Origin of the sequence: Mixta intestinalis, assembly GCF_009914055.1 — a bacterium.
Lineage (GTDB): Bacteria > Pseudomonadota > Gammaproteobacteria > Enterobacterales > Enterobacteriaceae > Mixta > Mixta intestinalis.
Genome location: NZ_CP028271.1, coordinates 2,482,034 through 2,507,299, shown reverse-complemented (window position 1 = coordinate 2,507,299; position 25,266 = coordinate 2,482,034). Strand labels below are relative to the sequence as shown.

Here is a 25,266-nt window from a genome sequence, read left to right as displayed (position 1 = left end):
TCTCAAGGGGATAATTCATGACTCGTCGCGCGATTGGCGTTAACGAACGCCCACCGCTCCTGCAAACGATTCCGCTCAGCTTACAGCACCTGTTTGCCATGTTTGGCTCAACCGTGCTGGTGCCGATCCTGTTTCACATCAATCCGGCAACGGTATTGCTGTTTAACGGTTTTGGTACGCTGCTCTATCTGTTTATCTGTAAGGGTAAAATCCCCGCTTACCTCGGTTCCAGTTTTGCCTTTATTTCACCGGTTCTGCTGCTCCTGCCGCTGGGTTATGAGCTGGCGCTGGGCGGCTTTATTCTCTGCGGCGTACTGTTTTGCCTGGTTGCGCTGATTGTAAAAAAAGCGGGTACCGGCTGGCTGGATGTGATGTTCCCTCCGGCAGCCATGGGGGCGATTGTAGCGGTTATCGGCCTGGAGCTGGCGGGTGTGGCGGCCAATATGGCGGGCCTGCTGCCTGCCGATGGCGCTGCGGTTGACAGCACCACTATCACTATTTCATTGGTGACGCTGGGCGTAACGGTTTTCAGCTCTGTGCTGTTCCGCGGTTTTCTGGCCATTATCCCGATTCTGATCGGCGTGGTTGCAGGCTACCTGCTTTCCTGGGCGATGGGTATCGTTGACTGGAGCGGAGTAGAAACGGCGCATTGGTTCGCATTGCCAACCTTTTATACGCCGCGTTTTGAATGGTATGCGATGCTGACCGTTCTGCCTGCCGCGCTGGTGGTGATTGCCGAGCACGTAGGTCATCTGGTTGTGACCGCGAATATCGTGAAAAAAGATCTTATTCGCGATCCGGGCCTGCATCGTTCCATGTTTGCCAACGGCTTCTCTACTATTATTTCCGGCTTCTTCGGCTCGACGCCCAATACTACCTATGGTGAAAACATCGGGGTGATGGCGATTACCCGTGTCTACAGTACCTGGGTTATCGGCGGCGCGGCGATTCTGGCCATCCTGCTCTCCTGCGTTGGCAAACTGGCGGCAGCGATTCAGGCGATTCCGGTACCGGTGATGGGCGGCGTTTCGCTGCTGCTGTACGGGGTGATTGGCGCTTCCGGTATCCGCGTGCTGATTGAATCGAAAGTGGATTACAGCAAGGCGCAGAACCTGATCCTGACCTCGGTGATTCTGATTATCGGTGTTAGCGGGGCGAAAGTGCATATTGGCGCCGCCGAGCTGAAAGGGATGGCGCTGGCAACCATCGTCGGCGTGGCGCTAAGCCTGATCTTTAAATTGATCAATGTGCTGCGTCCGGAAGAGACGGTGCTGGAACCTGACGAAGAAACCACCGAATAGAAAGATAAACAGGGCGCGTCAGGTTGCTGACGTGCCTTAATGGCAGCCCGTCAGGCGCAGCGCTGCCATTTCATATCGTATGAAAAGATGTGTTAAACTACCGCCGTTTTTAGCCCGTTCACGCTTGAGGTGCTTCTGAACACGCCGGCACAACTGTCACTGCCACTTTATTTACCGGATGATGAAACCTTCGCCAGTTTCTGGCCCGGCGAGAATTCGTCCCTGCTGGCCGCGCTCAAAGGGGCACTGACGCAGGAACACGGCAGCTACCTTTATTTTTGGTCGCGTGAGGGCGGTGGACGCAGTCATCTGCTTCATGCCGCCTGTGCTGAAATGTCTACCCGCGGCGATGCCGTCGGCTATGTACCGCTGGATAAGCGTACCTGGTTTGTGCCGGAAGTGTTGGATGGCATGGAGCAGCTGGCGCTGGTTTGCATTGATAATATCGAGTGCATCGCCGGAGATGACGAGTGGGAGATGGCGATCTTCGATCTCTATAACCGAATCCTTGAAACCGGTAAGACGCGCCTGTTGATTACTGGCGATCGTCCGCCGCGTCAGCTGAACCTGAAACTGCCCGATCTCGCTTCACGCCTCGACTGGGGACAAATCTATAAGCTTCAGCCGCTATCCGATGAGGATAAGTTGCAGGCATTACAGCTGCGCGCCAGCCTGCGCGGTTTCGAACTGCCGGAAGACGTGGGGCGCTTTTTGCTGAAACGCCTCGATCGTGAAATGCGTACCTTATTTACCACGCTGGATCGGCTCGATCGGGCCTCGATTACCGCCCAGCGTAAGCTAACCATTCCTTTCGTTAAAGAGATTCTGGCGCTGTAAAGCTTACAGGATCTCCAGCACCTGTTCCGGTGGACGTCCCAACCGGGCGCTGTTTTGCTTCACCACAATAGGCCGTTCGAGCAGTTTAGGATGCGCCGCCAGTGCTGCCAGCAACTGCTCCTCGCTTAATGCCAGGTTGTCCAGCCCAAGCGCCAGATATTCTTCTTCTTTGCTGCGCATCAGATCGCGCGCGCTGTTCATGCCAAGCGCGTGCTGTAACTGCCGCAGGGTAGCGACATCGGGGGCCTGTTGCAGATAAAGCACGATTTCAGGCTCGATGCCGTGCTGTTGCAGCAGCGCCAGCGTTTCGCGGCTTTTGGAGCAGCGTGGGTTGTGATAGATCGTTACCTTGCTCATGATGTCCTCTTCATTAACGCCCTTTCTGATACTGGCGGAAGCGCTGCTGTAGCTGACGTAGCTGATCGATGCGTGCGTCATAGCGCGCCTGCTTCAGGCTACCCAGCGGCACCAGCGCGCTGGCGCTGCTCAGCGTACTAATCGCCTGAGCGAGCTGCCCCGTCAGCGCCAGGCTTTCGGCGCGCGCGGAAAGCTCTTCGTCGCGCAGGTTTTGCGCCGCCGACGCCTGTGCTAGCAGATCCCAGCCGTTACTGTCATCCGGATGTGCCCAGCTGTAGCGATTCAGAATGCGGCTGGCGGCGGCAGGCTGTTTTGCTTCCAGTAGAGCGTTCGCCAGATTAAGCTGCAATACCGGATCGCTGTTGCTGGCTTTCAGCGCGGAGAGTCGCTGAACTGCCTGCTGAGGCTGATTCAATCCGATATCAATATCGGTCATCAGGTCGAGATACCAGACATTGCCTGGCGCTTTGGCCAGCAGGGGTTCGATGATTTTTTTCGCATTATCGAAGCTTTTTGCTTCCAGAAACAGCAGCGCCCGCCCATATTGCGCTGCCTGCTGCTGTCGCGCATTGCCTTTCGCCCACTCGTTCAACAGATCGTCGCCGAGCTGGTTCTGGCCGGTTGCGTACATGCCCAGCGCACGCGCCTTCGCCATATAATAGTCCTGCGAAGATTGCACGACGATCGGACGCATCTGGTTAGCGCGGTTGCGCGCGTCGGCAAGGCGGCTGTCGGGCAGCGGGTGAGTCAGCAGAATTTCAGGAGGTTTGGAGGTAAAGCGTGACTGATCCGCCAGCTTTTGCAGGAAAACCGGCATCGCCTGCGGATCGAAACCGGCGCGCTGCAATACCTGAATGCCGATGCGGTCCGCCTCCTGCTCATTATTCTGGGTGAAGGAAATAATGCCCTGCTGCGCTCCGGCCAGCGTACCGGTTAGCCCGGCCATACCTGCCTGCGGGTTAGCCATTGCCAACAGAATCGAGCCGAGCGCGCCAACCCAGGTCAGTGGCGCGTTGCGCTGCTGATCTTCCATCGCGCGCGCCAGATGACGCTGGGTGACGTGCGAAATTTCATGCGCCATTACCGAGGCAAGCTGGCTTTCATCATCGCTGGTGCGGAACAGCGCTGAATGCAGTACCACGTTGCCGCCGAAGAAGGCAAAGGCGTTGATATCGTCGTTGCGGATCAGATAGAAATGAAAAGGAGTACGCACCGAATCGGCGTGAGCCACCAGGCGCATCCCCAGCTGATTAATGTACTGATTAAGCAGCGGATCGTTAATCAACGGCGCGCTGGCGCGTAGCTGGCGAACATAAAAATCGCCCATCTGTAATTCCTGATTGATGGACAACGTGCCGCCCGCGGTTGTACCGATATCCGGCAGCGAATCGGCGACATCAGCCTGAGAAGGAAGCACGTTGCCCGCCAGCAGCGTGACGACCAGCGAGGCGATGACATTTTTCTTCAAGCGATTGAACATACTTCTTCCCCAGACCAGAGAGTAACGTTTTGACCGTGCACGGCTCCGATTGTTCCGACATTAGCGCGATCCAGGCGCTCAGGGCGCTATCTTAGCGGCCCCGACTGCATAAAGAAATGGTTGTTTCAGGAGGAGACCAGAAGATGAAAACAGGGGCCAAAACGGAAGCTAAAGTTCAAAGTTCTGTAAACTTATTCAGAGAAATTGAAAGTGGCACGCTATTTGATTAGGTAAGTTCTGAAAATAGAAAACCCTATACAGAGTAATATTTTAAAAACCTTCAGAAAAACTGTTGATAAGGCATTTTTTTATTAATTTATTTTATCCAAAATTGGAACGGTAATTTACCGCTTAATCACCTGCATCTAAAAATTTCAGGTCCAGCATTAATAAATGTTAGCTATCTATTTGCTCTTTGCAGCGGCAGATATTGTGCTTTTAACTGTTTTTTCATGGTTTTTTATTTCCTGAGTTTATTCTTAAAGTATATTGCCATTGATAAATAAGCCAGTCAGAGTAATCCATAAAGAAAAAGCATGTAGTTGTTGTGATTAATTATTTTTCTATGAAATGATGCCATTTATACCGTTGAGTAAGCAGTATTTCCCACCTGTTACTCTGTGATATAGATGAAAAAGGCCGCGAGGAACCAGAGTTAATCCTCCCTTCGTCGCCCGCTGAATATTAATCCGGAGAGACGTAAAAATGCGTTCTGCAGTAACCTGTTTTTTCATTGCTGTCGTAGGTGGCGTGGTGGGCGTTGGATTGACCAAAAGTCCGGAGCTTATCGATAAAGTCTCCGCGCATTTTCATTCCGATGAAGAACCTGCCGGATTCTGGAGTACACCCGCCATTAGCGGCTATGGAAAAATACACTATGAGCCTGATGCGCAATATCAGCCGACATCAGGCCTCAGCAATAAAGTGGTTTTTCAAATTACCCGCAGCGAAGGGGGAATGAAAATTCCTAACCTCGGTCTGGAACGCGTGGCGCGCGTGGTGAATTTATATGTTGCCGCTGGCGTTCCGCGTGAACAGCTGCATTTTGTGGTATCCGTTACCGGTGATGCCACGCCAGCCATGCTTAATAATCAGGAATTTCATCGCCTGTACGGTTTTGATAATCCCAGCCTTAAGCTTATTCAGGCGCTGAATGACGCGGGCGTAAAGGTTACCGTCTGCGATCAGTCGGTTGCCTTTCATCATTTTAAACGTGACTGGATCGATCGTTCAGTCGTGCATGCTTTATCCAGCCCCACAACGGTATCAACCCTGGAAAACCAGGGATATGCCCTGCTGCAAATGTAACAAGTTCGGCCTTTTTATGACTAACATCCTCTTTTAAAGGAGTGCTTTTTTATGCGTCCCGTTTCTTATATCGTTGTCGCGGCTCTGGCCGGATTTATTGGCGGCAATGTGCTTCAGGCACCACAGCTCTATGATAAAGTCACTAATCACTTCAGCGAGCAACCGGAGCCGGCTGGTTTCTGGTCAACGCCAGCAATTACAGGTTATGGAAAAATTCATTACGTCGATACGCCCGCGTATAACCCGCGTAACGATCCCAATCTCAGCAATAAAATTGTTTTTCAGCTGAATAAAAACGATGGCGATATTAAAGACCCGCATCTGGGACTGGAACGTGTCGCGCGCGTAGTAAATCTTTATTACGCTGCGGGTATTCCGCTGAAGAAGCTTGATTTTGTGGTATCCATGAACGGCGATGCGGTGATTGCTGCGCTGAACAACGAGCAGTTCCACAAAGCGTATGGTATCGATAACCCGAACCTGAAAATGATCAGCGAGCTGGAAAAGGCGGGCGTAAAAGTCTCCGTTTGCGACCAGTCGGTCGCTTTCCATCATATCGACCGCGAGTGGATTGATAAATCTGTTACCCACACTATTTCCAGCGGCACTACGGTAGCAACGCTGCAAAACCAGGGCTATGCGCTGTTGATGCTCTGAGTGAAAACGGCAGGCGTGGCGCTTTATAACCCGCTTGTTTTTTTATCCCGGAGAGTCCCTGTACCTTTTAAGCGGACCAAACAAACTGACACGCCTGCGGGCGTGTTATTTTTTGCGCAAAACTTCGAAAAGTTGTTCTGGTTAATGCTTCGCATTCAGGTAATCCTGTCTTCTCTCGTGCAATTCAGTACAATCATCAGCCTGGTTAACACAGGGAAGGGAACGCCATGCTGGCTCTTCTGATTCAATGGTATCGCCGTCGTTTTAGCGATCCCGAAGCCATTGCTCTGCTGGCCATTCTGCTGGCCGCTTTTTTTATTCTGTTCTTTTTTAGCGATCTGCTGGCACCGTTGCTGGTGGCGCTGGTGCTTGCTTATCTGCTGGAGTGGCCGACGGTGCGTCTTGAACGGCTTGGCTGTTCGCGCAGCTGGGCGACCACTATTGTGTTGGCGCTTTTTGTCGGCGTGCTGCTGCTTTTTGTGTTGGTGGTGGCCCCGGTTGCCTGGCAGCAGGGTATTAATTTGCTGCACGATACGCCTAACATGCTGAATAAGCTGTATCTCTTTTCTGCGGGATTGCCTGCGCGCTTCCCGGCGCTGGCCGATGCCGGCATTGTCGATATCGTTATCGAAAACCTGCGTAGCCGCCTCTCCGGGTTAGGCGAATCGGTATTGAAGTATTCCCTGGCTTCGCTGGTGGGGCTAATTACGCTGGCGATCTATTTGGTTATCGTACCGCTGATGCTTTTCTTCCTGTTGAAGGATAAGCAGCAGATGCTGGATGCGGTGCGGCGCATTCTGCCGCGCAACCGCGGGCTGGCGGGGCAGGTGTGGAGCGAGATGAACCAGCAGATCACCAACTATATTCGCGGCAAGGTGCTGGAAATGGTAGTGGTCGGCGTGGCGACCTGGATCGCTTTTTTAGTGCTGGGTCTTAACTATGCGTTGCTGCTGTCAGTGCTGGTGGGGTTTTCCGTACTGATCCCCTATATCGGCGCACTGGCGGCAACGCTGCCGGTTATCTGTGTGGGGCTGTTTCAGTGGGGATTGGGCAGCGATTTCTGGACGATGATCGTGGTTTATCTGATCATTCAGGCGCTGGACGGCAATGTGCTGGTGCCGGTGCTGTTTTCCGAAGCGGTTAATCTGCATCCGCTGGTGATTATCCTGGCGGTCGTGATTTTCGGCGGCCTGTGGGGTTTCTGGGGCGTCTTTTTCGCAATCCCTCTGGCGACGCTGATTAAGGCGGTGGTGCACGCCTGGCCAGATACGCCGCGCGTAGAAGAGTAGCAGACGTTGTGGCGTCCAGGACGCCACGCGTTATCTCAGGCCGATTTCAGGTAATCCATAACGATGTCGTAATGGTTGCTGGTTTTGAAATCATCGAAGACTTTTTCAATTTTACCTTCAGCATCGATTAAAAAACTGATGCGATGAATACCATCATAGGTTTTGCCCATGAACGTTTTCTCTCCCCAGACGCCAAATTGCTCGCTGACCTTGTGATCCTCATCGGACAGCAGCGTAAAGTTCAGCAGCTCTTTTTCAGCGAAGCGCGACAGCTTTTCCGGCTTATCGGTACTGATTCCCACCACATCAACACCCGCTTTTTTCAGCTCATCCATATTGTCGCGCAGACCGCATGCCTGCACAGTACAACCGGGTGTCATCGCTTTGGGATAGAAATAGACCAGTACGCGCTGTCCCTGGAAGTCGGTCAAATTTACTTGTTCGCCATCCTGATCGGGCAAGCTAAATTTCGGTGCAGTATCACCGGCTTTCAGTGGATTCATTACTACTCTCCATTTTTTCGTCATGCTGTGGATAATTCACAACGCTAATAGTGCCCTGTGCATCAAGTTCTGTACATAGGGCATGAAATGCCTGCTCAATTAATGTCGCGTCCCGATGGGCCGGGCTGTGGGCGGTGATCTGAATATAAAGCAATGGCGGGCGATTTTCTTGCGCTGGCTGCGTACGTGAGACCAGCTCCGCAATATGCATTTGATGTGAGTCAAACAGATCGGTAAAACGCTCAATAATGTGTGGCGAATCATTGACCTCTACCTGTACCCAGACGGTTTCCGGCATCGGAGGACGGATAGCTGCATTTGTGCGCTTCATCACAATCAACAGCTCCATCTCTGCGCCTTTCAGCGGCAGCGTTGATTCGATTAGCGTAATGGCGTTCCAGCTGCCGGACAGCAGCATGATAAAGGTGAACTCATCGCCCAGCATTGCCAGACGGCTATCTTCGATATTACAGCCGCAGCTGCTGACATGGCGGGTAATGGCATTGACAATACCTGGACGATCAACGCCCAGCGCCGTAATGACCAGAAAGTGTTGCGGTGTCTGCGGCAAAATTAGTTTTCCTGTCGGATAAGATGATAAGTAATAGTTATACCGCGTAGGTAAACATAAAAAATACCCTCTGCCAAGCGCTCCCGGCCTCTGTTTGCTTGCTTTTATCTGCCGGTCAAACGTACCATGAAGTACTTGTTTGTCGAGGGGATGGCCAATGTTCACGGGAAGTATTGTTGCGCTCGTTACGCCAATGGATGATAAAGGTAATGTCTGCCGTACGAGCCTGAAAAAACTGATTGATTATCATGTCGAGAGCGGAACATCCGCTATCGTTTCTGTGGGAACGACCGGCGAATCCGCGACGCTGAGCCATGACGAACACGGCGACGTGGTTATGATGACGCTTGACCTCGCTGACGGACGTATTCCGGTGATTGCCGGTACCGGCGCGAACGCTACCGCCGAAGGCGTCTCTCTGACTAAACGCTTTGAGAATAGCGGCGTGGTTGGTTGCCTGACCGTAACGCCGTACTACAACCGTCCTACCCAGGAAGGGCTGTATCAGCACTTTAAAACCATCGCGGAAAGTACCAGTTTGCCGCAGATGCTGTATAACGTTCCGTCGCGCACCGGCTGCGATATGCTGCCCGAAACGGTTGCGCGTCTGGCGAAGATCGAAAATATTATCGGAATCAAAGAGGCTACCGGGAACTTATCACGCGTTAGCCAGATCCAAGAGCTGGTTGATGATGCGTTCGTGCTGGTCAGCGGCGATGACGCTACCGCGCTCGATTTCATGCAGCTGGGCGGCCACGGCGTTATTTCCGTTACGGCGAATATTGCCGCACGTGAAATGGCGGAGCTGTGCCGACTGGCCCGTGCTGGCGAATTCGCCGAAGCGCGTCGACTTAACCAGCGCCTGATGCATCTGCATCAGAAACTGTTTGTTGAACCTAATCCTGTTCCGGTGAAATGGGCCGCGAAGAAACTGGGATTAATCGCGACCGATACCCTGCGTCTGCCAATGGTTCCGTTATCCGGGGCAGCGAGTCCGGTTGTGGAGCAGGCGCTAAAAAACGCGGGTCTGCTGTAATTTAGGGAGAATTGATGGCTTATTCAGTAAAGAAGTCCACGCTGGCGACTATCGTTGGGTTATCCACGGCGATGCTGCTTGCGGGCTGCTCCAGCGATCAGCGCTATAAGCGTCAGGTCAGCGGTGATGAATCCTACCTGCAGGCAGGTGAATTGCAGGATCTACGCGCGCCGGCAGGCATGATTTTGCCGCTGCAAAACGGGGACTACGATGTGCCACGCGTTGCCGGCAACGGCGCGGTTGGCAAAGAGCTGGATATTCGTCCGCCAGCACAGCCGCTGGCGTTGCTGAACGGTGCGCGCGCGCAGTTTAACGGTAACACCGGCGTATTGATGATGGAAAACAGCCGCAGCGGTTCAATCTGGCCGCAGGTAGTCAGCGTGTTGCAGTCTTATCATTTCCCTGTCGCTAACCGTCAGGATGCCAGCCAGCAGCTGACCACCGACTGGGTAGAGTGGAATCGCGCAGATGAAGATAACCAGTATCGCGGACGCTATGAGATCGGCGTGCAGCAACAGGGTTATCAGCAGGCGCTCACCGTGAAGCTGGTGCAGTTGCAGCAGGCGGGCAACGACGTGACGTCGCCGACGCAAATCCAGCGTTATACCGCACAAATGCTGAACGATATCAGCGCTGGGCTGGATAAGATGGAAAGCGCCGCTTCCGACGCCGCCGCCAGCCGTAGCGCCTCGCAAATTGATGTGCAGAGCGGGGCAGATGATACCGGCCTGCCAACGCTGATCCTGCGCGCGCCGTTTAACGTCGCCTGGCAGAAACTGCCTGGCGCGCTACAGCGCATCGGCATGGAAGTGACCGACAGCAATCGCCCGCAGGGCAGCATGAAAATCACTTATAAAGCGCCGGGCGACAGCACCTGGGATGAGATTGGTGCCAAAGATCCGCAGTTGCCGAACGGCGACTACACGCTGCAGGTAGGCGATCTGGATAACCGCAGTAGTCTACAGTTTATCGATCCGAAAGGTCATGTCCTGACGCAGTCGCAAAACGATGCGTTGGTGGCGGTCTTCCAGGCCACGATGAACAAATAAGAAAAAAGGCCGGAATTTTCCGGCCTTTTTCTTTTATCTTTGGCATAATAGCGCACGGCGACGTAAACGATTGCGTCGTCCGGTTATGGCCTTTCACTATCTACCAGTTTGGAGTTTATCAAGATGCAAAAGCTAGCTGAGTTGTATCGCGGCAAAGCGAAAACCGTTTACAGCACCGAAAATCCGGATCTGTTGGTACTCGAATTCCGCAACGATACGTCAGCAGGAGACGGAGCGCGTATCGAACAGTTCGATCGCAAAGGCATGGTGAACAATAAGTTCAACTATTTCATTATGCGTAAACTGGAAGAGGCGGGCATTCCGACGCAGATGGAAGCGTTGCTCTCTGATAACGAAGCGCTGGTAAAAAAACTGGAGATGGTGCCGGTTGAATGTGTGGTGCGTAACCGCGCGGCAGGTTCGCTGGTCAAACGCCTTGGCGTGGAAGAAGGTATGGTGCTGAACCCGCCGCTGTTCGATCTGTTTTTAAAAGATGACGCCAAACACGATCCGATGGTGAACGAATCCTACTGCGAGACTTTCGGCTGGGTCAGCAAAGAGAACCTGGCGCGCATGCGTGAGCTAACCTATAAAGCCAACGACGTGCTGAGCAAGTTATTTGATGAGGCTGGTCTGATTTTAGTGGATTTCAAGCTGGAGTTTGGCCTGTTTAAAGGCGAAGTGACGCTGGGCGATGAATTCTCACCGGATGGTGCCCGTCTGTGGGATAAAGAAACCATGGATAAAATGGACAAAGATCGTTTCCGTCAAAGCCTTGGCGGCCTGATTGAGGCTTACGAAGAAGTGGCTCACCGCCTGGGTGTGAAGCTCGACTAACTCTGTTTTACCGGTCGGCTGGCGCACGCCGCCGACCCGTTTCCTGACATTGTGCCCGCTACTTTTTTCCGTTACCCTCCCATCCCGCGCAGCGCGTTCTGGTTATTCAGCGCCGCCGCGACTAGAATTTGCCGTATCCGCCAGTTAGTGAACAACAGGGGAAAGTTATGCGTTGGCAAGGGCGTCGCGAAAGCGACAATGTAGAGGATCGTCGCAGCCAGTCACCCTCCATGGGCATGGGCGGCGGGCGTATGCGTATTCCGCGTGGCAAGGGCGGGCTTATCCTGCTGGCGATCGTGATGGTCGCTGGCTATTACGGCTATGATTTGACGCCGCTGCTCACCGGCGGTGAACCGGTTACCCAACAGAGCCGTTCACAAAGTATCAGCCCGCGGGATGATGAGGCGGCGAAATTTACCTCCGTCATCCTTGCCACCACGGAAGATACCTGGCAAAAACTGTTTAACCAGATGGGCAAGCAGTATCAGCCGCCGCGCCTGGTCATGTATCGCAACGCGACGCGTACCGGCTGCGGTACAGGGCAGTCGGTGATGGGGCCGTTCTACTGTCCGGCTGACGCCACCGTGTATATCGATCTCTCTTTTTATGATGATTTAAAAAACAAAATGGGTGCCGATGGCGATTTTGCCCAGGGCTATGTGATCGCGCATGAGGTCGGCCACCACGTACAGAAACTGCTTGGTATTGAGCCGAAGGTGCGTCAGATGCAGCAGGGCGCGTCGCAGCGTCAGGTCAATCAGCTGTCGGTAAAAATGGAGCTACAGGCAGACTGCTTTGCTGGCGTCTGGGGTCACTATATGCAACAGCAGCAGATTCTGGAGCCGGGCGACTTGCAGGAGGCGCTGAACGCTGCCGAAGCGATTGGCGACGATCGCCTGCAACAGCAGAGCCAGGGACGCGTTACCCCAGACAGCTTTACTCATGGAACTTCCGAACAGCGTTACAGCTGGTTTAAACGCGGCTTTGACGGCGGCGATCCGGGCCAGTGTGACACCTTTTCCAGTCGCTAAAACCTGATGCTGGAAAACCTGACCGCCGGAATGCGCCGCACCGGTATCCGGCGGCTGGCGGTCATTAGCGGCGAGGCGCACTGGTGCCGTGAACAGGCGCAGCACTGGCGAGCGATCCTGCCGGGCGACTGGATCACGCTTGGCGAGCGGGATGATTTGCCTGATGCGCTGCCGCCCTCCGCGCTGCGCAATCTGCTGGGACAGGAATTTCAGCATGCTATTTTTGATGCGCGCAGTGGCTTTCACAGTGAGGCGTTTGCCGCGCTGGCCGGAACGCTGAGTGCCGGAAGCTGGCTGCTGTTGCTGGCTCCGCCCTGGACGACGTGGTCACAAACTCCCGATAATGATTCGTTGCGCTGGAGCGAAAGCGAAACGCCAATCGCCACTCCACGCTTTATACATCATCTGCAACAACAGCTGCTGGTGGATGAGCAGGTGCTTATTCATTCACAGCATCAGCCGTGCCGGGAACCCGCAGCGCTGACGCTGAGCGACTGGCAGCCTGGTGGCGCAAAGCAGCAGCAAAGGCTGCTGTCGCAGTTATTAAGTGCGAAACCTGGAATACATATCCTGACCGCTGCCCGCGGGCGCGGAAAATCTGCACTTGCTGGAATGCTGATTCATCGCTGGCCAGGTAACTGTCTGGTCACGGCCCCCGCTAAAGTCTCTACGGCGGTGCTGGCGCGCTTCGCTGGCAAACGCTTCAACTTTATTGCTCCCGATGCGCTGCTGGCCGAAGAGACGACGTCCACCGTCGACTGGCTGATCGTCGATGAGGCGGCGGCGATTCCCACACCGATGCTGCAACGTCTGCTCAGGCGTTTTGCGCGAATACTCCTCACTACTACCGTTCAGGGCTACGAAGGCACCGGACGCGGCTTCCTGCTGAAGTTCTGCGCGTCGTTGCCGCAGGCGTATTTTTATCAGCTCGACGAGCCACAGCGCTGGCGACAGGGCGATCCGCTGGAGCGCGTGGTTGATAGTGCACTGTTGCTGGAAGAGGCGCAGAGCGAAAGCGTTGCGCTGCCGCAGGAGGCTGAGGCTATCGCTTTGATTGCATGCGATCGCGATCGTCATCCTGAACGGTTATTAAAACTCTATCAATTACTGACCAGCGCGCACTATCGCACTACGCCACTCGATTTTCGACGCCTGATGGATGCGCCAGGACAGCAGTTGATCGCGGCGGAAGATCAACGCGGTGAGATGGTGGGCGCGCTCTGGCTGGTAGCGGAAGGCGGTCTGCCTGAGCGGCTGGCACAGCAGGTCTGGGCCGGTCTGCGTCGACCGCGCGGTAGCCTGGTTGCACAGTCGCTGGCGGCGCATGCTGGCCTGCCGCAGGCGGCGCAGCTGCATTCCCGCCGCATCAGCCGCATCGCCGTGGCACCGGGATGGCGTCGACAGCGCATCGGCAGCCGCATCATCGCTTTTGCCGCTGCACAGATGCATGGGCTGGATTACCTCTCCGTCAGTTTTGGTTTTACCGATGAGCTGTGGCGTTTCTGGCAGCGCTGTGGCTTTACGCTGGCGCGTCTCTCTACGCAGCGCGAGGCCAGCAGCGGCTGCTACAGCGCGATGGCAATCTTGCCGCTGAGTCTGGCGGGTAAACGGCTCAGCCAGCAGGCCGCATGGCAGCTGACACGCGATCTCTGTTGGTTACAGCCGCTGATTGATGATGAGATTCCGCTGGTGGCGAATAGCGATTACTCGCTGAATGAGGCTGACTGGCAGGCGCTGGCGGGCTTTGCTTTTCTCCATCGTGCCTTTGAGGTAAGTCTGCCTGCGCTGGGCAGGTTGCTGCTGGCGACGGAAAGTTCCGGGCTGGCGCTACATCAGGCAATTATCGAGCGCAGGCCGTCAGGCGAAATTGTCGCCGCGTTTGGCCTGAGTGGGCGTAAGGCGCTGCTGGTGCGATGGCGTGAAGAGGCGCAAAGGCTTATGCAGCAGCTGGATGATGCGCGCTGTCAGCACTGGCGTCAGGCGCTGATGGCTCTGCTATAGTCTTAGCATCACTTGTTATATTTTCGTTATGTTACTGATTATATAAGGAGTGAAATCCACGATAACTTAGCGCAAAAGGACATGGTCGCGCTATCTCTGGATGCTTTATCCTGGTAAAAATGTCGGCAAGTCGGATAGGAGAACAGGAATATCCAGTTTGTTGCGGCATATACGCCGGAAGCTGCCTGACCTGCGACGTTATCTGGTTCTTTATCCGTGGCGGTTTATTTGTCACGGCGCGGTGTACCGGCGCATTGTAAACTTTCATGAAATAGAGCTTTCATCGTTATTTATAAAGGAGAGAAATATGTCGGTATCCGCACGTAATCAGCTGTCAGGTAAGGTGTCCGCCGTTCGTCCTGGTTCGGTAAATGATGAAATTGAAATGACTCTCGATCAGGGCGGCAAACTGGTGGCGGTCATTACCAGCAATAGCCGCAAGGCGCTCGGTCTGGAAACCGGTAAAGAGGCGGTGGCGCTGATAAAAGCGCCCTGGGTGATTCTGGCGACCGAAGAGAGTGGATTACTTTTTTCCGCCCGTAATCAGCTTGCGGGCAAGGTTACCTCGGTAGAAAGGGGCGCGGTAAACGCTACGGTGCAGGTGTTGACCGATGAAGGGGCAACGCTGACTTCGATTATTACTAACGAGAGCGTGGAGGAGATGGCGCTTATCGTCGGCAAACGTGTTATCGCGCTGGTAAAAGCCTCTTCCGTTCTGCTGGCAGTAAAAAAAGCCTGACTGTTGGCACGACTTTCAACACCCCCGCTTCAACCAGTTTAAATGCGTTAAAAATGTCCCCGTTGCTGATGAATATGGTTGTATTTATCAGCAACAGGGTCATTCTTTTTTCTGATAAACGGAAATGATTAACGTGTGGACAGCTATTGTTGACGTCATGCTTAACAGGCTGCGGCTAATCATCATCTACGCTTAAAGACAAGGGAGGAAACATTATGATAACTCATCACTTTGTCGTACAGCGTCCGTCCACGCCTCCGGCGCAGCTGTTTCTGCTTTATCACGCCGCTGGCGATAATCCGGTATCAATGGGAGAGATCGGCTGTTGGTTTGCTGAAGCTTTTCCGCAGGCGCTGGTGGTCAGCATTGGCGGCCCTGAACCGGGCGCTGAGGCACCGGGGCGGCAGTGGTACAGTGAGGCCAGTCTGCATGATGTCAGCCTGCAACAGCGTGTGGATCAAGCGATGCCACCGTTTTTGCAGTCGGTTGCTGAGTGGCAGCAGCTCAGCGGCGTTGCGCCAGAGGCCACGGCGCTGGTTGGCTTTTCGCAGGGCAGCATCATGGTACTGGAAGGCAGCAAGGCGCGCCCGGCGTTAGCCGGACGTATCGTTGCTTTCAGCGGTCGCTATGCCAGCCTGCCTGAACAGGCGACGGCGAAAACCACTATTCACCTGATTCATGGCGAGGAGGATGAAATCTATCGGGCCGAACATGCGCAGCAGGCGGCGGCGCGTCTCACTGCTTTAGGCGGCGACGTGACGCTGGATCTCGTTGAGGGTCTGCCACATGCTATCGATCAGCGCAGCATGAACCTGGCGCTGAATCATCTGCGTTATACCGTACCGCGTCGCTATTTTGAAGAAGCATTAAGCAGCGGCAAGCCGCGCGATGAAGATGTGATTGCGTTGATATAAATGGTAGAGGGGCAGCGCTGCTGCCCCGGAAAGGATTATTTCTTTTTCGGCCAGTCGTCTTCATCGTCCCACTTGTCGTTAAAGTCACGATGGGGCGGCAGCTCCGGCTTATTGGCCAGATATTTTTTAGGATCGATTCGCTTCAGATCCTTATAGACGTTGACCATGACGCCAACCAGCAACAGGATCACAATAATCCACCAGTACTCTTTTACCCATTCCATGATGGCTCCTCCTGAGGACGTTTAGGCGATCAGCTGTTCCATAATGCGTTGATACATGCGGCTTAGTAGCTGCAGATCGGATGCCTTCACGCACTCATTAATTTTATGAATGGTGGCGTTTACCGGGCCCAGCTCCACAACCTGAGCGCCCATCCGCGCGATAAAGCGTCCGTCTGAGGTGCCGCCCGTGGTCTGTAGCTCAGGCCTGCTTTCAGTATAGTGCTCAACGGCTTTGGTTACCGCATCTACCAGTCGCCCGCGTGATGTCAGGAAAGGCTGCCCGGAAAGTTTCCATTCGATAGTGTAGGGCAGCTGATGGCTCTCCAGCAGCGCCTCGACGCGCTGACGAATATCACCATCGGTCAGTTCGGTACTAAAGCGGAAATTAAACTGCACGAACAGCTCGCCGGGAATAACGTTATTGCTGCCGGTTCCCGCCTGAATATTGGCAATTTGCATGCTGGTCGGCGGGAAAAATTCGTTGCCACGATCCCACTCTGTCGCGACCAGCTCGTTTAGCATTGGCAGGGCGCGATGCACCGGATTATCCGCCAGGTGCGGATAGGCGACGTGCCCCTGTACGCCATGAATCGTCAGGTTGGCAGTAATCGAACCGCGACGTCCGTTCTTTACCACGTCGCCCACCTGTACCGTGCTGGATGGCTCCCCAACCAGACAGTAATCAAGACGCTCATTGCGTGCCATTAAATGTTCAACCACTTTTACCGTGCCGTGGGTAGCGTTCGCTTCTTCATCTGAAGTGATCAGAAATGCCAGCCGTCCACGATGATGCGGATTGGCCGCGACAAAGCGTTCTGCTGCGACGATCATCGCTGCCAGCGAGCCTTTCATATCAGCCGCGCCGCGACCAAACAGCATACCGTCACGAATGGTCGGTTCAAATGGCGGATTGCTCCAGCGGCTGGTATCACCGGGCGGCACCACATCAGTATGTCCGGCAAAGGCCAGCGTTTCGCCCTGACCGCGCCACGCCCAAAAATTTTGCGTATCGGCAATATTGACCGGTTCGATGGTGAAGCCAATCGCTTTCAGGCGCTCAATCATCAGTGCCTGACATCCGGCATCATCGGGGCTAAGTGAAGGGCGACGAATGAGCTGCTGTGCCAGCTCAATGACCGGACAAAACATATTATGACTTCTCCTGAAGAAACTGCTGATAGTCGGATTCATTAAAGCCCAGCAGCATAGATCCGTCTGCGGCAACGAGCAATGGGCGTTTAATCAGGGCAGGCTGCGCCAGCATCAATGTTTTCGCCGCTGTCGGGCCATCGATCGCCGCTTTTTCTTCCTCGGTCAGCTTACGCCAGGTGGTGCCGCGCGTGTTCAACAGCGCCTGCCAGCCCAGCGTATCGATAAAGGTTTGCAGGCAGTCTGCCGTCAGGCCATCGGTGCGGTAATCGTGAAAACGGCAGGGGATTGCCTGTGCCTCGAGAAAGCGGCGCGCTTTTTTTATCGTGTCGCAGTTTTTGATACCGTAGAGGATGAAGGCGTCAGGAATTGAGTTTTCCATTACTGTGCTGTCCATTAAACAATAAATCGTTAAGGAATAATGCATCAGTTAGCTGCAAGAAGCTATGACTCTCTGTTGCCGACTATTTCAATAAACTATTTTTAATCTACAGAACGGATTTATTAATTAACAAAGAAAGTAATTACTTTTGCTGAAATGTGCGTCAGTACGCAATTATAAAAAGACGTAATGTTTTCTCTTACTCTGCCGATAGTAATCATAGGAAAAGACGATTCACTTGCAGATAAAACAGGCGTAAAATAAGCGTTAATAACAAGAGAGGTAGGTATGATTGAATCAGAATTGGGGAACTGGAAAGACTTTATTGACGCTATGTTACGCAAGTAAGTATGCCGAATAAAGAGTAGCGTGACGAACACAGCAATCGTCTTTGCAACTGACAGTCCATAATAATAAATAAGGCAGCCAGATTAGCGGCTGCCTTTGTTATTTATGCATCAAGAATGCATGAGAATATAAATTAACTTTTCGCGTGTTGCGCTTTTTTTAGTGGAAAGCGTCGTCTGATTAATACAAAAAACAGAGGAACAAAAAATATCGCCAGTAAAGTTGCTGAAAGCATGCCGCCTATTACTCCTGTGCCGACTGCATGCTGACTGCCGGAACCGGCACCGTTACCGATCGCCATCGGCAGCACGCCAAAGATAAAGGCCAGCGAGGTCATTAAAATCGGGCGCAGACGCTGGCGGCACGCTTCCAGCGTTGCGGCCATCAGCTCGCCGCCGCGGCTGTTGATATCATTGGCGAACTCCACAATCAGTATCGCATTCTTCGCCGACAGGCCGATGACTGTCAGTAGCCCTACCTGAAAATAGACGTCATTTTCCAGCCCGCGTGCCCAGGTTGCGATAAGCGCACCCACCACGCCCAGCGGCACCACCAGCATCACGGCAAATGGGATCGACCAGCTTTCATACAGCGCCGCCAGACAGAGAAATACCACCAGCAGGGAGAGGGTATAAAGCATCGGTGCCTGCGAGCCGGAAAGACGCTCCTGCAACGAGGCACCGGTCCACTGTAGCCCAACGCCGAGCGGTAGCTGGCTTACCAGCTGTTCCATTGCTGCCATTGCCGTACCGGTACTGATACCGGGCGCGGCCTCGCCAACGATCTCCAGCGCCGCATAGCCGTTGTAGCGTTCCAGACGCGGCGAGCCGGTTTCCCAGGCGGTAGTGGCGAAGGCGCTGAACGGCACCATGCCACCGGTGTTGTTACGCACATACCATTTACTGATATCGTCCGGCAACATGCGATATTTCGCCGCCGCCTGCACGTAGACCTTCTTCACGCGCCCGCGATCGATAAAGTCATTAACGTAGGTGGAACCCCAGCCGGTTTTCAGCGTGTTATTAATATCGTCAATGGAAACGCCGAGCGCCTGCGCCTTGCGCTGGTCGATATCAATACGCAGCTGCGGGCTGTCATCCAGGCCATTATGGCGCACGCGTGCCAGCCGTGAATCCTGCGATGCCATTGACAGCAGTCTGTCACGCATCTGCATCAGCTGTGAATGGCCGATTCCGGCGTGATCCTGTAGCTCCATATCGAAACCGGCGGAGCTGCCCATGCCGGTAATCGCTGGCGGGCTGCTGGCGATAACGCGCGCTTCCTTAATCTGGCTGAAGGCTTTCGTTGCGCGTTCGATGATGGCAAAAGAGGTACGATCGGCATCGGCACGCGCTTCCCAGTTTTTCAGACGCACAAACAGACGCGCCACATTCTGTCCGTTACCGCCAGGGCCGGAACCAACGGTGGCAAAGACGGACTCAATATTTTCCTTTTCATGCGTCAGATAATAGTTCTCTACCTTTTCTACCACTTTTAGCGTCTGCTGCTGCGTTGAGCCAGGCGGCAGCTGTACCTGGGTAGTGAAAATGCCGCGATCTTCCAGCGGTAAAAAGGAGGTAGGGAGATGTAAAAAGAGAAAGATCATCACGCCGATAATGGTCAGGTAGAGCAGCAGCCAGCGTCCCGCCTGGCGCAAGATCTTCGCCACGCCCCGTTCGTAACTCAGAGTACCGCGCGTAAAGGTTCGATTAAACCAGCCAAAGAAGCCGCGTCGATGTTGATGGCCTTCCGGCATCGGTTTGAGCAGCGTTGCGCAGAGTGCCGGGGTCAGGATCATTGCCACCAGCACTGAAAGAATCATTGCTGATACCACGGTAATGGAGAACTGGCGATAAATAGCACCGACGGTGCCGCCAAAAAAGGCCATCGGTACAAAAACGGCAGAAAGCACCAGCGTGATTCCCACCAGCGCGCCCTGAATTTGCCCCATTGATTTGCGCGTCGCCTCGCGTGGCGATAATCCTTCCTCGCTCATCAGGCGTTCAACGTTCTCTACCACCACAATGGCATCATCCACCAGCAGACCGATCGCCAGCACCATGGCAAACATCGTCAGTGTATTGATGCTGAAACCGCAGGCGTAGAGGATTGAGAAAGTGCCCAGCAGTACCACCGGTACGGCAATGGTGGGAATCAACGTGGCGCGGAGGTTCTGCATAAACAGATACATCACCAAAAATACCAGCAGCACCGCTTCCAGCAGGGTTTTTACCACGTCTCGGATCGAGGCGGTGACAAAGGGCGTGGTTTCATAGGCGACTTTGGCTTCCAGGCCATGCGGAAAATAGCGCGACAGTTCCTGAATGCGCGCACGCACCAGCCGATCGGTTTCCAGCTCATTGGCCCCGGAAGCAAGTTTAACGCCCAGGCCTGATGCCGCCATGCCGTTGTAACGGCTGAGATAGTCATATTTTTCCGCGCCCAGCGCCACATCGGCAACGTCGCCCAGCGTCACCACCGAACCGTCGCGGTTGGTGCGCAGCGTAATTGCCCTGAACTGATCCGGCGTTTGCAGCAGCGACTGCGAGTTAACCGTGGCGTTCAACGCCTGGTTATCCATAGATGGCGTGCCGCCAACCTGGCCGACGGCGACCTGGCTATTCTGCGATTTGATGGCGTTCACGACATCCTGAGTGGTCAGCGCATAGTTAATTAGTTTGTTAGGATCGAGCCAGATGCGCATCGCGTACTGTGAGCCGTAGGCGTCAACCTGGCCGACGCCGCTAATGCGGCTGAGCGGATCCTGAATATTACTGGCGACATAGTCAGCGATATCCTGTTTATCCATACTGCCATCGGTAGAGACAAAGGCGAGCATCAGGATATTGCTCTCGCCGGTTTTGTTTACCGTCACTCCCTGCTGTTGAACATCCTGCGGCAGCTTGCGCAGCGCCGATTGCAGCTGGTTCTGCACTTGCTGTCGCGCCTCATCGGGATTTGTTCCGGCGGAGAAGGTGAGGGTGATAGAGGCCTGGCCGGTATTACTGCTCTGCGATGACATATACATCAGATTATCGATGCCGGTCATACTCTGTTCGATAATCTGCGTAACGGTATTTTCCAGTGTTTGCGCCGAAGCGCCGGGATAGTTAGCGGTAATACGTACGTTAGGCGGTGCCAGATCGGGATATTGTTCTACCGGCAAGGTTTTGATCGCCAGAATGCCGGTCAGGCACATCATTATTGCCAGCACCCAGGCAAAAATGGGGCGATCGATAAAAAAATTCGCCATGCAAGCGGCACTCCTCAGCGTAATGTGATAAACCGCAACAAAACTGCCGGTCGCGCGGGCATCGCGACTGGCAAAGTCATGTTAGGCGGTATTTAAATCGATTCAGTCCGATCGGCTATGGCATAACTTTACGCGCCCGCGAAACAAGAATCGTGGAGAAAAAGAGGAGAAAATGTAAATTATCGTGCCGAAACTCCGCTATGTCTCTGGCGCGTCAGCGTTAGCGGTGTTTATTTTCCAGCCACAGTACGGTTGCGGCCACGCGTGAACGCACGTCCAGCTTGCGTAAAAAGTTACGGATATGCACTTTCACTGTCTCTTCAGAAATATGCAGCGCCGCGGCGATTTCTTTATTCGACAGACCGCGCGCCACCTCCTGCAACACATCAAGCTCGCGTTCGGTCAGCGTCTGGAACGGGTTCGCGTTGTGCCCGCGTGTCACCAGATAATCACGTACCACGCTGCTGTAAACGTTCGCCCCCTGAGCGCCGTCGATAATCTGCTGTAGCAGCAGCTCCGGCTCGCTATCTTTTAGCAGATAGCCATCCGCACCGGCGTCCAGCATGGCGTAAATATCGCTGCGCGTATCGGATACGGTCAGCACCAGGATGCGCGCCGCCACGCCTTCATTGCGTAACGCTTTTAACGTATCAAGCCCGGACATTCCTTTCATGTGCAGATCGAGCAGAATAACATCCGGCGACAGCCGACTGGCTTCCGCCAGGGCTTCAGTGCCGTTGTTAGCTTCGGCTACTACGTCAAAACGGTTATTCAGCTCCAGCAGCTGACGAATCCCCCGGCGCATAAGCGGATGATCGTCGACCAGCATCACGGTAAAGTGTCGATTGTCCATGTTACTCCCTGGAGTAGAGCGCCAGCCGGAGCTGGCTTGGGTAAAAAGATAGCGAGTGGAATTAACTCGCCACTGTTTCTGCCGCCGCATCGGGAAAGCGCAGCCGCAGCTGTGTTCCCACGGTGGGCGTGGTATCTAACTGTAAGGTGCCGCCCAGCCGCTGCGCCCGTTCATGCATGATGGTCAGGCCATAGTGACCGGCAGGTTCTTCAACGGTAGCGAGGCCGCAGCCGTCGTCGCTGATAATGATTTCATGTTCGCCGTTTTCCAGCGTGGCGCAGTTTACCTTGATATGACGCGCATCAGCATGACGGATCGCGTTCAGTACCGCTTCGCGCACTATCTGTAAAATATGTACCTGCTGCTGTGCCGTTAGCGCATCAAAGCCGGAGGCGCAGTGCAGAGAAATCTCCGCCGAGGTCTGCTGTTGCAGCGGCGTCAGCATCGCCTGCAATGCCGCAGGCAGACAGGCTTCATCCACCGACAGCCGAAATGTATTCAGTAACTCGCGCAGCTGGCGGTAGGCTTCTGCCAGCGCCTGATCGAAATCGGTAATAATCTGCTGTGCTGGCTGATTATCAGGGGTAATGGTGCGCTTCAGCAGCGTAAGCTGAATGCGTAAAAACGACAGCGCCTGCGCCAGTGAATCGTGCAGTTCGCGCGCGATCGTCGCGCGTTCTTCCATCAGCAGCAGCTGTTGTTGTTGCTTTTGCGCCTGGTGAATCCAGATAGCACGCGACAGCAGAATGCTTACGCTCTGCATCAGCGGTGCGGGCGTCTGCTGGGCACCTTCCTGCCAGCGCAGTTCGCCGTTGGGCTGATTTTCCTGACGCAGCGGCATCCGGTGCCAGCTTTTATCCTGCTGTGGCATGCCCAGCGAAATCTGCCAGCCTTCGCCTGCATCCAACGCCAGAGCGGTCAGCTGGGCGCGGGTAAACACAAACTCCATTACTTCTGTAATGACAGAGCGGCTGAGGCTGCTGACCGCCAGCGCCTGCGAAGCTTCATACAGAATCGTCATGGTTTGGTTCGCAACCATCAGATCCGCCGTACGGGCCTTAACCGTATTTTCCAGTACGCTGTAATGTCGCTCCAGCTCGCCGGACATACGATTAAAAGTATGTGCCAGCAGGCCCAGCTCGTTCGCCAGCGACGTATCCAGCGGCGGATAGTGAAAATTGCCCTGCTCGATATAGCGACTGGCGGCGACCAGCTGGTTCAGCGGCTTCACTACCTGACGCCGGATCAGGCGAATAGTCCAGATGGCAAGGGCAAGAATAGCGATAAAACCAAGGGCGCTGGTGACGGCAACCAGCTGCATTTTGCGTTCCGCGTAGCGCTGTAAATCGTAGACGAAGCGATCGATTTCACCGACGTAGTGCGCTACATGCTGCGAATAGCGCCGCTGTTCATGATTTTTCAAATCGGCTTCCAGCATCGGCCAGGAAAGCTTTAACTGGCGATAGCGTTTGCGCACGTTGTCCGGCACGTAAAAACGATTCAGATGTTGCAGCACCGGTGCGTCCAGCGACTGTCGGTAATAGCGAAGATGTGCCTCCAGATCGGGAGAGTGGGTATCTGAATCCCAGGCCAGCCGATAGCTTTGCATTCGCAATGAGCCAGCAAGGTTGATCATTTCCGCATCGCGCAGGCTACCAGAGAGCGTCAGCAAGGCCAGGCTGGTGGAAAGCACCGACAGAATAACGATGCCAGCCAGCGCGCGGGCGATAGAACTGGTCACTGAACGTTTTAACATGGGAAAAATTAATTCAAAAAAGAGAACAATAATAGCCTGAAACTATCGGACGCGCAGTGGGGCTAAGTCAAATTAGCGACAGGTTATTAAAAACCAGACGCGCCGGATGCAGAGGAGGCATCCGGCGCTGAGAATACGTTGCTGAAGCGCGCAAATGAAGCGACTTCTGCTGTATCAGGTTGTTAAAAGGCGATTTTTAGCTCCAGGGCGGCGAAGGTGGCGGGCTGGCTACGCGGGCTGCTGGATTTTGAACCGGAGGAAAACCGCGATGAAGGATTGAAAATACCCAGCCGGGTTTCCAGTTTTATGGCTGCGCTGGGTTTCCAGCCGTAAATAAGATCGATGCCGTAACCGAGGCGACGGGTAGTTTGCCGATCGTATTTCGGGTTTAAGGCGATAGCTTTATTGGCTATTTTTGCCCGCCTTAGCTGGCTGTAGTCGTGATAAACCAGATCCAACGACGCCTTTTTACCGATATGAGTGCCGAGGCCGAAAGTAAATATTTGCAAATTACGCAAGATGGGATCGAGCGTTTCGCCATAGATTTTAAATTTAGTATCGCCGCCGAATTTAGCTTCATTACCATGCAGCCCCGTCTGAGTATAATTTTTACTGCTGGCGGTATAGCCCAGGGTAAGGTATGGCTTGATACCGGACATTTTAAATGCATAGGTGCCACCGATATCAATAACATATCCCTGAATACGATCGTTTTTGTTATGGCCTTTAGCAAAACCCGCTTCCAGCCAGTGATTAAATTTTTTCGCCTCCTCGCTGTAAGAACGAATACCGTAATGGCTCTGCCGAAAGCGGTGATTGCTGATATTTTGCTGATTAAAACCGTAGAGACCCAGATGCCAGTCATCGGTTAGCTGACGACGAAGCAGTACACCAATAATATTAACCGGATCCGTATTACGACTGGTGCGATCCATTAAATCCTTTTGCCACAAATTAAGGCGTCCCAGCAGTATATCTGCCGACCAGTCAGCATATTTCCAGTTAAAGGCTAAGCCATCCAGATTTTCATCGATTAGCCATTCGCGTTCGTCGCGATAGAGCCAGCGGCCCAGCTTCCATTCGGTATGGGGAATCACGCTATCGGTTAACCGCATCCAGACCTGATTAAGATTCAGACGCGTTTGCTTACGCGCGGGCTTTGCCGATTCGCGCTTAATTACCCGCTGCCATTCAAGCTCCAGCCCGCCATCGATAGGGTGATTTTTCATCAGCTGTGCGTTCAGCCGTAATAGCGGTTCCAGCTCCAGCTTATTCGTTCTTTTGTCGCCCATGCGCAATCCTTTATTACGCAGATTAACCGCTTCTGTTTCTGCTGCGAGCTGAAAGGTCAGGCAAGAAGGCGTGTCAGATTTTTCTGGGTCATGCCAGAA

24 protein-coding genes are annotated in these 25,266 nt (G+C 53.9%); 13 read left to right on the top strand and 11 right to left on the bottom strand.

The window, feature by feature from the left end; translation table 11 throughout:
- The first annotated feature begins 17 nt into the window (after positions 1-17).
- Positions 18-1,301 (top strand): uracil permease, encoded by a 1,284-nt coding sequence (gene uraA / locus C7M51_RS11605; RefSeq protein WP_160621935.1) that lies wholly within the window; start codon positions 18-20, stop codon positions 1,299-1,301.
- Between the two features lie 135 nt (positions 1,302-1,436).
- A complete protein-coding gene (locus C7M51_RS11600) occupies positions 1,437-2,138 on the top strand; it encodes a DnaA inactivator Hda (protein ID WP_244323839.1) in 702 nt (233 codons plus the stop codon).
- 3 nt (positions 2,139-2,141) lie between these two features.
- On the opposite strand, the gene arsC is transcribed toward C7M51_RS11600, so the two are convergent.
- Together arsC and bepA are read right to left on the bottom strand one after the other, a co-directional pair.
- A complete protein-coding gene (arsC, locus tag C7M51_RS11595; RefSeq protein WP_208852095.1) occupies positions 2,142-2,495 on the bottom strand; it encodes an arsenate reductase (glutaredoxin) in 354 nt (117 codons plus the stop codon).
- 13 nt (positions 2,496-2,508) lie between these two features.
- The gene (gene bepA / locus C7M51_RS11590; protein ID WP_160621933.1) at positions 2,509-3,975 is read right to left on the bottom strand and encodes a beta-barrel assembly-enhancing protease; all 1,467 of its coding nucleotides are present in this window, start codon (positions 3,973-3,975) and stop codon (positions 2,509-2,511) included.
- Between the two features lie 705 nt (positions 3,976-4,680).
- On the opposite strand from bepA, the gene C7M51_RS11585 reads away from it, so the two are divergent.
- The 3 genes from C7M51_RS11585 to C7M51_RS11575 all read left to right on the top strand — a co-directional run bounded on the left by C7M51_RS11585 (position 4,681) and on the right by C7M51_RS11575 (position 7,229).
- A complete protein-coding gene (locus C7M51_RS11585; protein WP_160621932.1) occupies positions 4,681-5,283 on the top strand; it encodes a DsrE family protein in 603 nt (200 codons plus the stop codon).
- Positions 5,284-5,334: 51 nt separating this feature from the next.
- Positions 5,335-5,940: a DsrE family protein gene (locus C7M51_RS11580; RefSeq protein ID WP_160621931.1), complete on the top strand. Its 606-nt coding sequence runs from the start codon at positions 5,335-5,337 to the stop codon at positions 5,938-5,940.
- A gap of 227 nt (positions 5,941-6,167) precedes the next feature.
- Entirely contained in the window at positions 6,168-7,229 is a 1,062-nt protein-coding gene (locus C7M51_RS11575; protein ID WP_160621930.1) for an AI-2E family transporter, read from the top strand.
- Between the two features lie 35 nt (positions 7,230-7,264).
- Here the strand turns inward: C7M51_RS11575 and bcp are convergent, their stop codons facing one another.
- Together bcp and C7M51_RS11565 are read right to left on the bottom strand one after the other, a co-directional pair.
- The gene (bcp, locus tag C7M51_RS11570; RefSeq protein WP_160621929.1) at positions 7,265-7,732 is read right to left on the bottom strand and encodes a thioredoxin-dependent thiol peroxidase; all 468 of its coding nucleotides are present in this window, start codon (positions 7,730-7,732) and stop codon (positions 7,265-7,267) included.
- On the bottom strand, positions 7,710-8,303 hold the full coding sequence (locus tag C7M51_RS11565; protein ID WP_160621928.1) for a glycine cleavage system transcriptional repressor: 594 nt from the start codon (positions 8,301-8,303) through the stop codon (positions 7,710-7,712). The genes bcp and C7M51_RS11565 overlap by 23 nt, the downstream gene beginning before the upstream one ends.
- A 157-nt stretch (positions 8,304-8,460) precedes the next feature.
- Between C7M51_RS11565 and dapA the strand changes: the two genes are divergently transcribed.
- From dapA to ypfH, 7 genes are all read left to right on the top strand, one after another.
- On the top strand, positions 8,461-9,339 hold the full coding sequence (gene dapA, locus C7M51_RS11560) for a 4-hydroxy-tetrahydrodipicolinate synthase (protein ID WP_160621927.1): 879 nt from the start codon (positions 8,461-8,463) through the stop codon (positions 9,337-9,339).
- 14 nt (positions 9,340-9,353) lie between these two features.
- Positions 9,354-10,388, top strand: coding sequence for an outer membrane protein assembly factor BamC (bamC, locus tag C7M51_RS11555; protein ID WP_160621926.1), 1,035 nt, complete (start codon positions 9,354-9,356; stop codon positions 10,386-10,388).
- Between the two features lie 123 nt (positions 10,389-10,511).
- Complete coding sequence (purC, locus tag C7M51_RS11550) at positions 10,512-11,225, top strand: phosphoribosylaminoimidazolesuccinocarboxamide synthase (RefSeq protein ID WP_160621925.1); 714 nt, start codon at positions 10,512-10,514, stop codon at positions 11,223-11,225.
- 167 nt (positions 11,226-11,392) lie between these two features.
- The gene (ypfJ, locus tag C7M51_RS11545) at positions 11,393-12,256 is read left to right on the top strand and encodes a KPN_02809 family neutral zinc metallopeptidase (RefSeq protein ID WP_160621924.1); all 864 of its coding nucleotides are present in this window, start codon (positions 11,393-11,395) and stop codon (positions 12,254-12,256) included.
- A gap of 6 nt (positions 12,257-12,262) precedes the next feature.
- Entirely contained in the window at positions 12,263-14,257 is a 1,995-nt protein-coding gene (locus C7M51_RS11540; protein ID WP_160621923.1) for a tRNA(Met) cytidine acetyltransferase TmcA, read from the top strand.
- A 307-nt stretch (positions 14,258-14,564) separates the two neighbouring features.
- Positions 14,565-14,996, top strand: coding sequence for a TOBE domain-containing protein (locus C7M51_RS11535; RefSeq protein ID WP_160621922.1), 432 nt, complete (start codon positions 14,565-14,567; stop codon positions 14,994-14,996).
- A 215-nt stretch (positions 14,997-15,211) separates the two neighbouring features.
- A complete protein-coding gene (gene ypfH, locus C7M51_RS11530) occupies positions 15,212-15,910 on the top strand; it encodes an esterase (protein WP_160621921.1) in 699 nt (232 codons plus the stop codon).
- A gap of 35 nt (positions 15,911-15,945) precedes the next feature.
- Here ypfH and C7M51_RS11525 read toward each other — a convergent pair whose 3' ends face one another.
- Genes C7M51_RS11525 through C7M51_RS11515 form a run of 3 tightly spaced genes read right to left on the bottom strand, consistent with a single transcriptional unit; the run spans position 15,946 to position 17,665 of the window.
- Positions 15,946-16,134, bottom strand: a complete 189-nt coding sequence (locus C7M51_RS11525) for a YpfN family protein (RefSeq protein ID WP_141175983.1) — start codon at positions 16,132-16,134, stop codon at positions 15,946-15,948.
- Between the two features lie 21 nt (positions 16,135-16,155).
- The gene (gene dapE / locus C7M51_RS11520; protein ID WP_160621920.1) at positions 16,156-17,283 is read right to left on the bottom strand and encodes a succinyl-diaminopimelate desuccinylase; all 1,128 of its coding nucleotides are present in this window, start codon (positions 17,281-17,283) and stop codon (positions 16,156-16,158) included.
- A gap of 1 nt (position 17,284) precedes the next feature.
- Positions 17,285-17,665 carry an ArsC family reductase gene (locus tag C7M51_RS11515; RefSeq protein ID WP_160621919.1) on the bottom strand — a complete coding sequence of 127 codons (381 nt, stop codon included), beginning with the start codon at positions 17,663-17,665 and terminating at the stop codon, positions 17,285-17,287.
- A 288-nt stretch (positions 17,666-17,953) separates the two neighbouring features.
- Here C7M51_RS11515 and ypfM point away from each other — a divergent pair, with 288 nt between their 5' ends.
- On the top strand, positions 17,954-18,013 hold the full coding sequence (gene ypfM, locus C7M51_RS11510; protein WP_141176202.1) for a protein YpfM: 60 nt from the start codon (positions 17,954-17,956) through the stop codon (positions 18,011-18,013).
- A 133-nt stretch (positions 18,014-18,146) separates the two neighbouring features.
- On the opposite strand, the gene acrD is transcribed toward ypfM, so the two are convergent.
- From acrD to C7M51_RS11490, 4 genes are all read right to left on the bottom strand, one after another.
- On the bottom strand, positions 18,147-21,266 hold the full coding sequence (gene acrD / locus C7M51_RS11505; RefSeq protein ID WP_160621918.1) for a multidrug efflux RND transporter permease AcrD: 3,120 nt from the start codon (positions 21,264-21,266) through the stop codon (positions 18,147-18,149).
- A 220-nt stretch (positions 21,267-21,486) separates the two neighbouring features.
- Complete coding sequence (locus C7M51_RS11500; protein ID WP_160621917.1) at positions 21,487-22,119, bottom strand: response regulator; 633 nt, start codon at positions 22,117-22,119, stop codon at positions 21,487-21,489.
- A 61-nt stretch (positions 22,120-22,180) separates the two neighbouring features.
- Positions 22,181-23,875, bottom strand: a complete 1,695-nt coding sequence (gene narQ / locus C7M51_RS11495; protein ID WP_160621916.1) for a nitrate/nitrite two-component system sensor histidine kinase NarQ — start codon at positions 23,873-23,875, stop codon at positions 22,181-22,183.
- Positions 23,876-24,057: 182 nt separating this feature from the next.
- Positions 24,058-25,167 (bottom strand): alginate export family protein, encoded by a 1,110-nt coding sequence (locus C7M51_RS11490; protein ID WP_160621915.1) that lies wholly within the window; start codon positions 25,165-25,167, stop codon positions 24,058-24,060.
- Positions 25,168-25,266 lie beyond the last annotated feature (99 nt).

What these genes read in the sequence shown, in the direction of transcription:
- uraA (WP_160621935.1), top strand. Translation starts at nt 18, where the DNA reads ATGACTCGTCGCGCGATTGGCGTTAACGAACGCCCACCGCTCCTGCAA.
- arsC (WP_208852095.1), bottom strand. Translation starts at nt 2,495, where the DNA reads ATGAGCAAGGTAACGATCTATCACAACCCACGCTGCTCCAAAAGCCGC.
- bepA (WP_160621933.1), bottom strand. Translation starts at nt 3,975, where the DNA reads ATGTTCAATCGCTTGAAGAAAAATGTCATCGCCTCGCTGGTCGTCACG.
- C7M51_RS11585 (WP_160621932.1), top strand. Translation starts at nt 4,681, where the DNA reads ATGCGTTCTGCAGTAACCTGTTTTTTCATTGCTGTCGTAGGTGGCGTG.
- C7M51_RS11580 (WP_160621931.1), top strand. Translation starts at nt 5,335, where the DNA reads ATGCGTCCCGTTTCTTATATCGTTGTCGCGGCTCTGGCCGGATTTATT.
- C7M51_RS11575 (WP_160621930.1), top strand. Translation starts at nt 6,168, where the DNA reads ATGCTGGCTCTTCTGATTCAATGGTATCGCCGTCGTTTTAGCGATCCC.
- bcp (WP_160621929.1), bottom strand. Translation starts at nt 7,732, where the DNA reads ATGAATCCACTGAAAGCCGGTGATACTGCACCGAAATTTAGCTTGCCC.
- dapA (WP_160621927.1), top strand. Translation starts at nt 8,461, where the DNA reads ATGTTCACGGGAAGTATTGTTGCGCTCGTTACGCCAATGGATGATAAA.
- bamC (WP_160621926.1), top strand. Translation starts at nt 9,354, where the DNA reads ATGGCTTATTCAGTAAAGAAGTCCACGCTGGCGACTATCGTTGGGTTA.
- purC (WP_160621925.1), top strand. Translation starts at nt 10,512, where the DNA reads ATGCAAAAGCTAGCTGAGTTGTATCGCGGCAAAGCGAAAACCGTTTAC.
- ypfJ (WP_160621924.1), top strand. Translation starts at nt 11,393, where the DNA reads ATGCGTTGGCAAGGGCGTCGCGAAAGCGACAATGTAGAGGATCGTCGC.
- C7M51_RS11540 (WP_160621923.1), top strand. Translation starts at nt 12,263, where the DNA reads ATGCTGGAAAACCTGACCGCCGGAATGCGCCGCACCGGTATCCGGCGG.
- C7M51_RS11535 (WP_160621922.1), top strand. Translation starts at nt 14,565, where the DNA reads ATGTCGGTATCCGCACGTAATCAGCTGTCAGGTAAGGTGTCCGCCGTT.
- ypfH (WP_160621921.1), top strand. Translation starts at nt 15,212, where the DNA reads ATGATAACTCATCACTTTGTCGTACAGCGTCCGTCCACGCCTCCGGCG.
- C7M51_RS11525 (WP_141175983.1), bottom strand. Translation starts at nt 16,134, where the DNA reads ATGGAATGGGTAAAAGAGTACTGGTGGATTATTGTGATCCTGTTGCTG.
- dapE (WP_160621920.1), bottom strand. Translation starts at nt 17,283, where the DNA reads ATGTTTTGTCCGGTCATTGAGCTGGCACAGCAGCTCATTCGTCGCCCT.
- C7M51_RS11515 (WP_160621919.1), bottom strand. Translation starts at nt 17,665, where the DNA reads ATGGAAAACTCAATTCCTGACGCCTTCATCCTCTACGGTATCAAAAAC.
- acrD (WP_160621918.1), bottom strand. Translation starts at nt 21,266, where the DNA reads ATGGCGAATTTTTTTATCGATCGCCCCATTTTTGCCTGGGTGCTGGCA.
- C7M51_RS11500 (WP_160621917.1), bottom strand. Translation starts at nt 22,119, where the DNA reads ATGGACAATCGACACTTTACCGTGATGCTGGTCGACGATCATCCGCTT.
- narQ (WP_160621916.1), bottom strand. Translation starts at nt 23,875, where the DNA reads ATGTTAAAACGTTCAGTGACCAGTTCTATCGCCCGCGCGCTGGCTGGC.
- C7M51_RS11490 (WP_160621915.1), bottom strand. Translation starts at nt 25,167, where the DNA reads ATGGGCGACAAAAGAACGAATAAGCTGGAGCTGGAACCGCTATTACGG.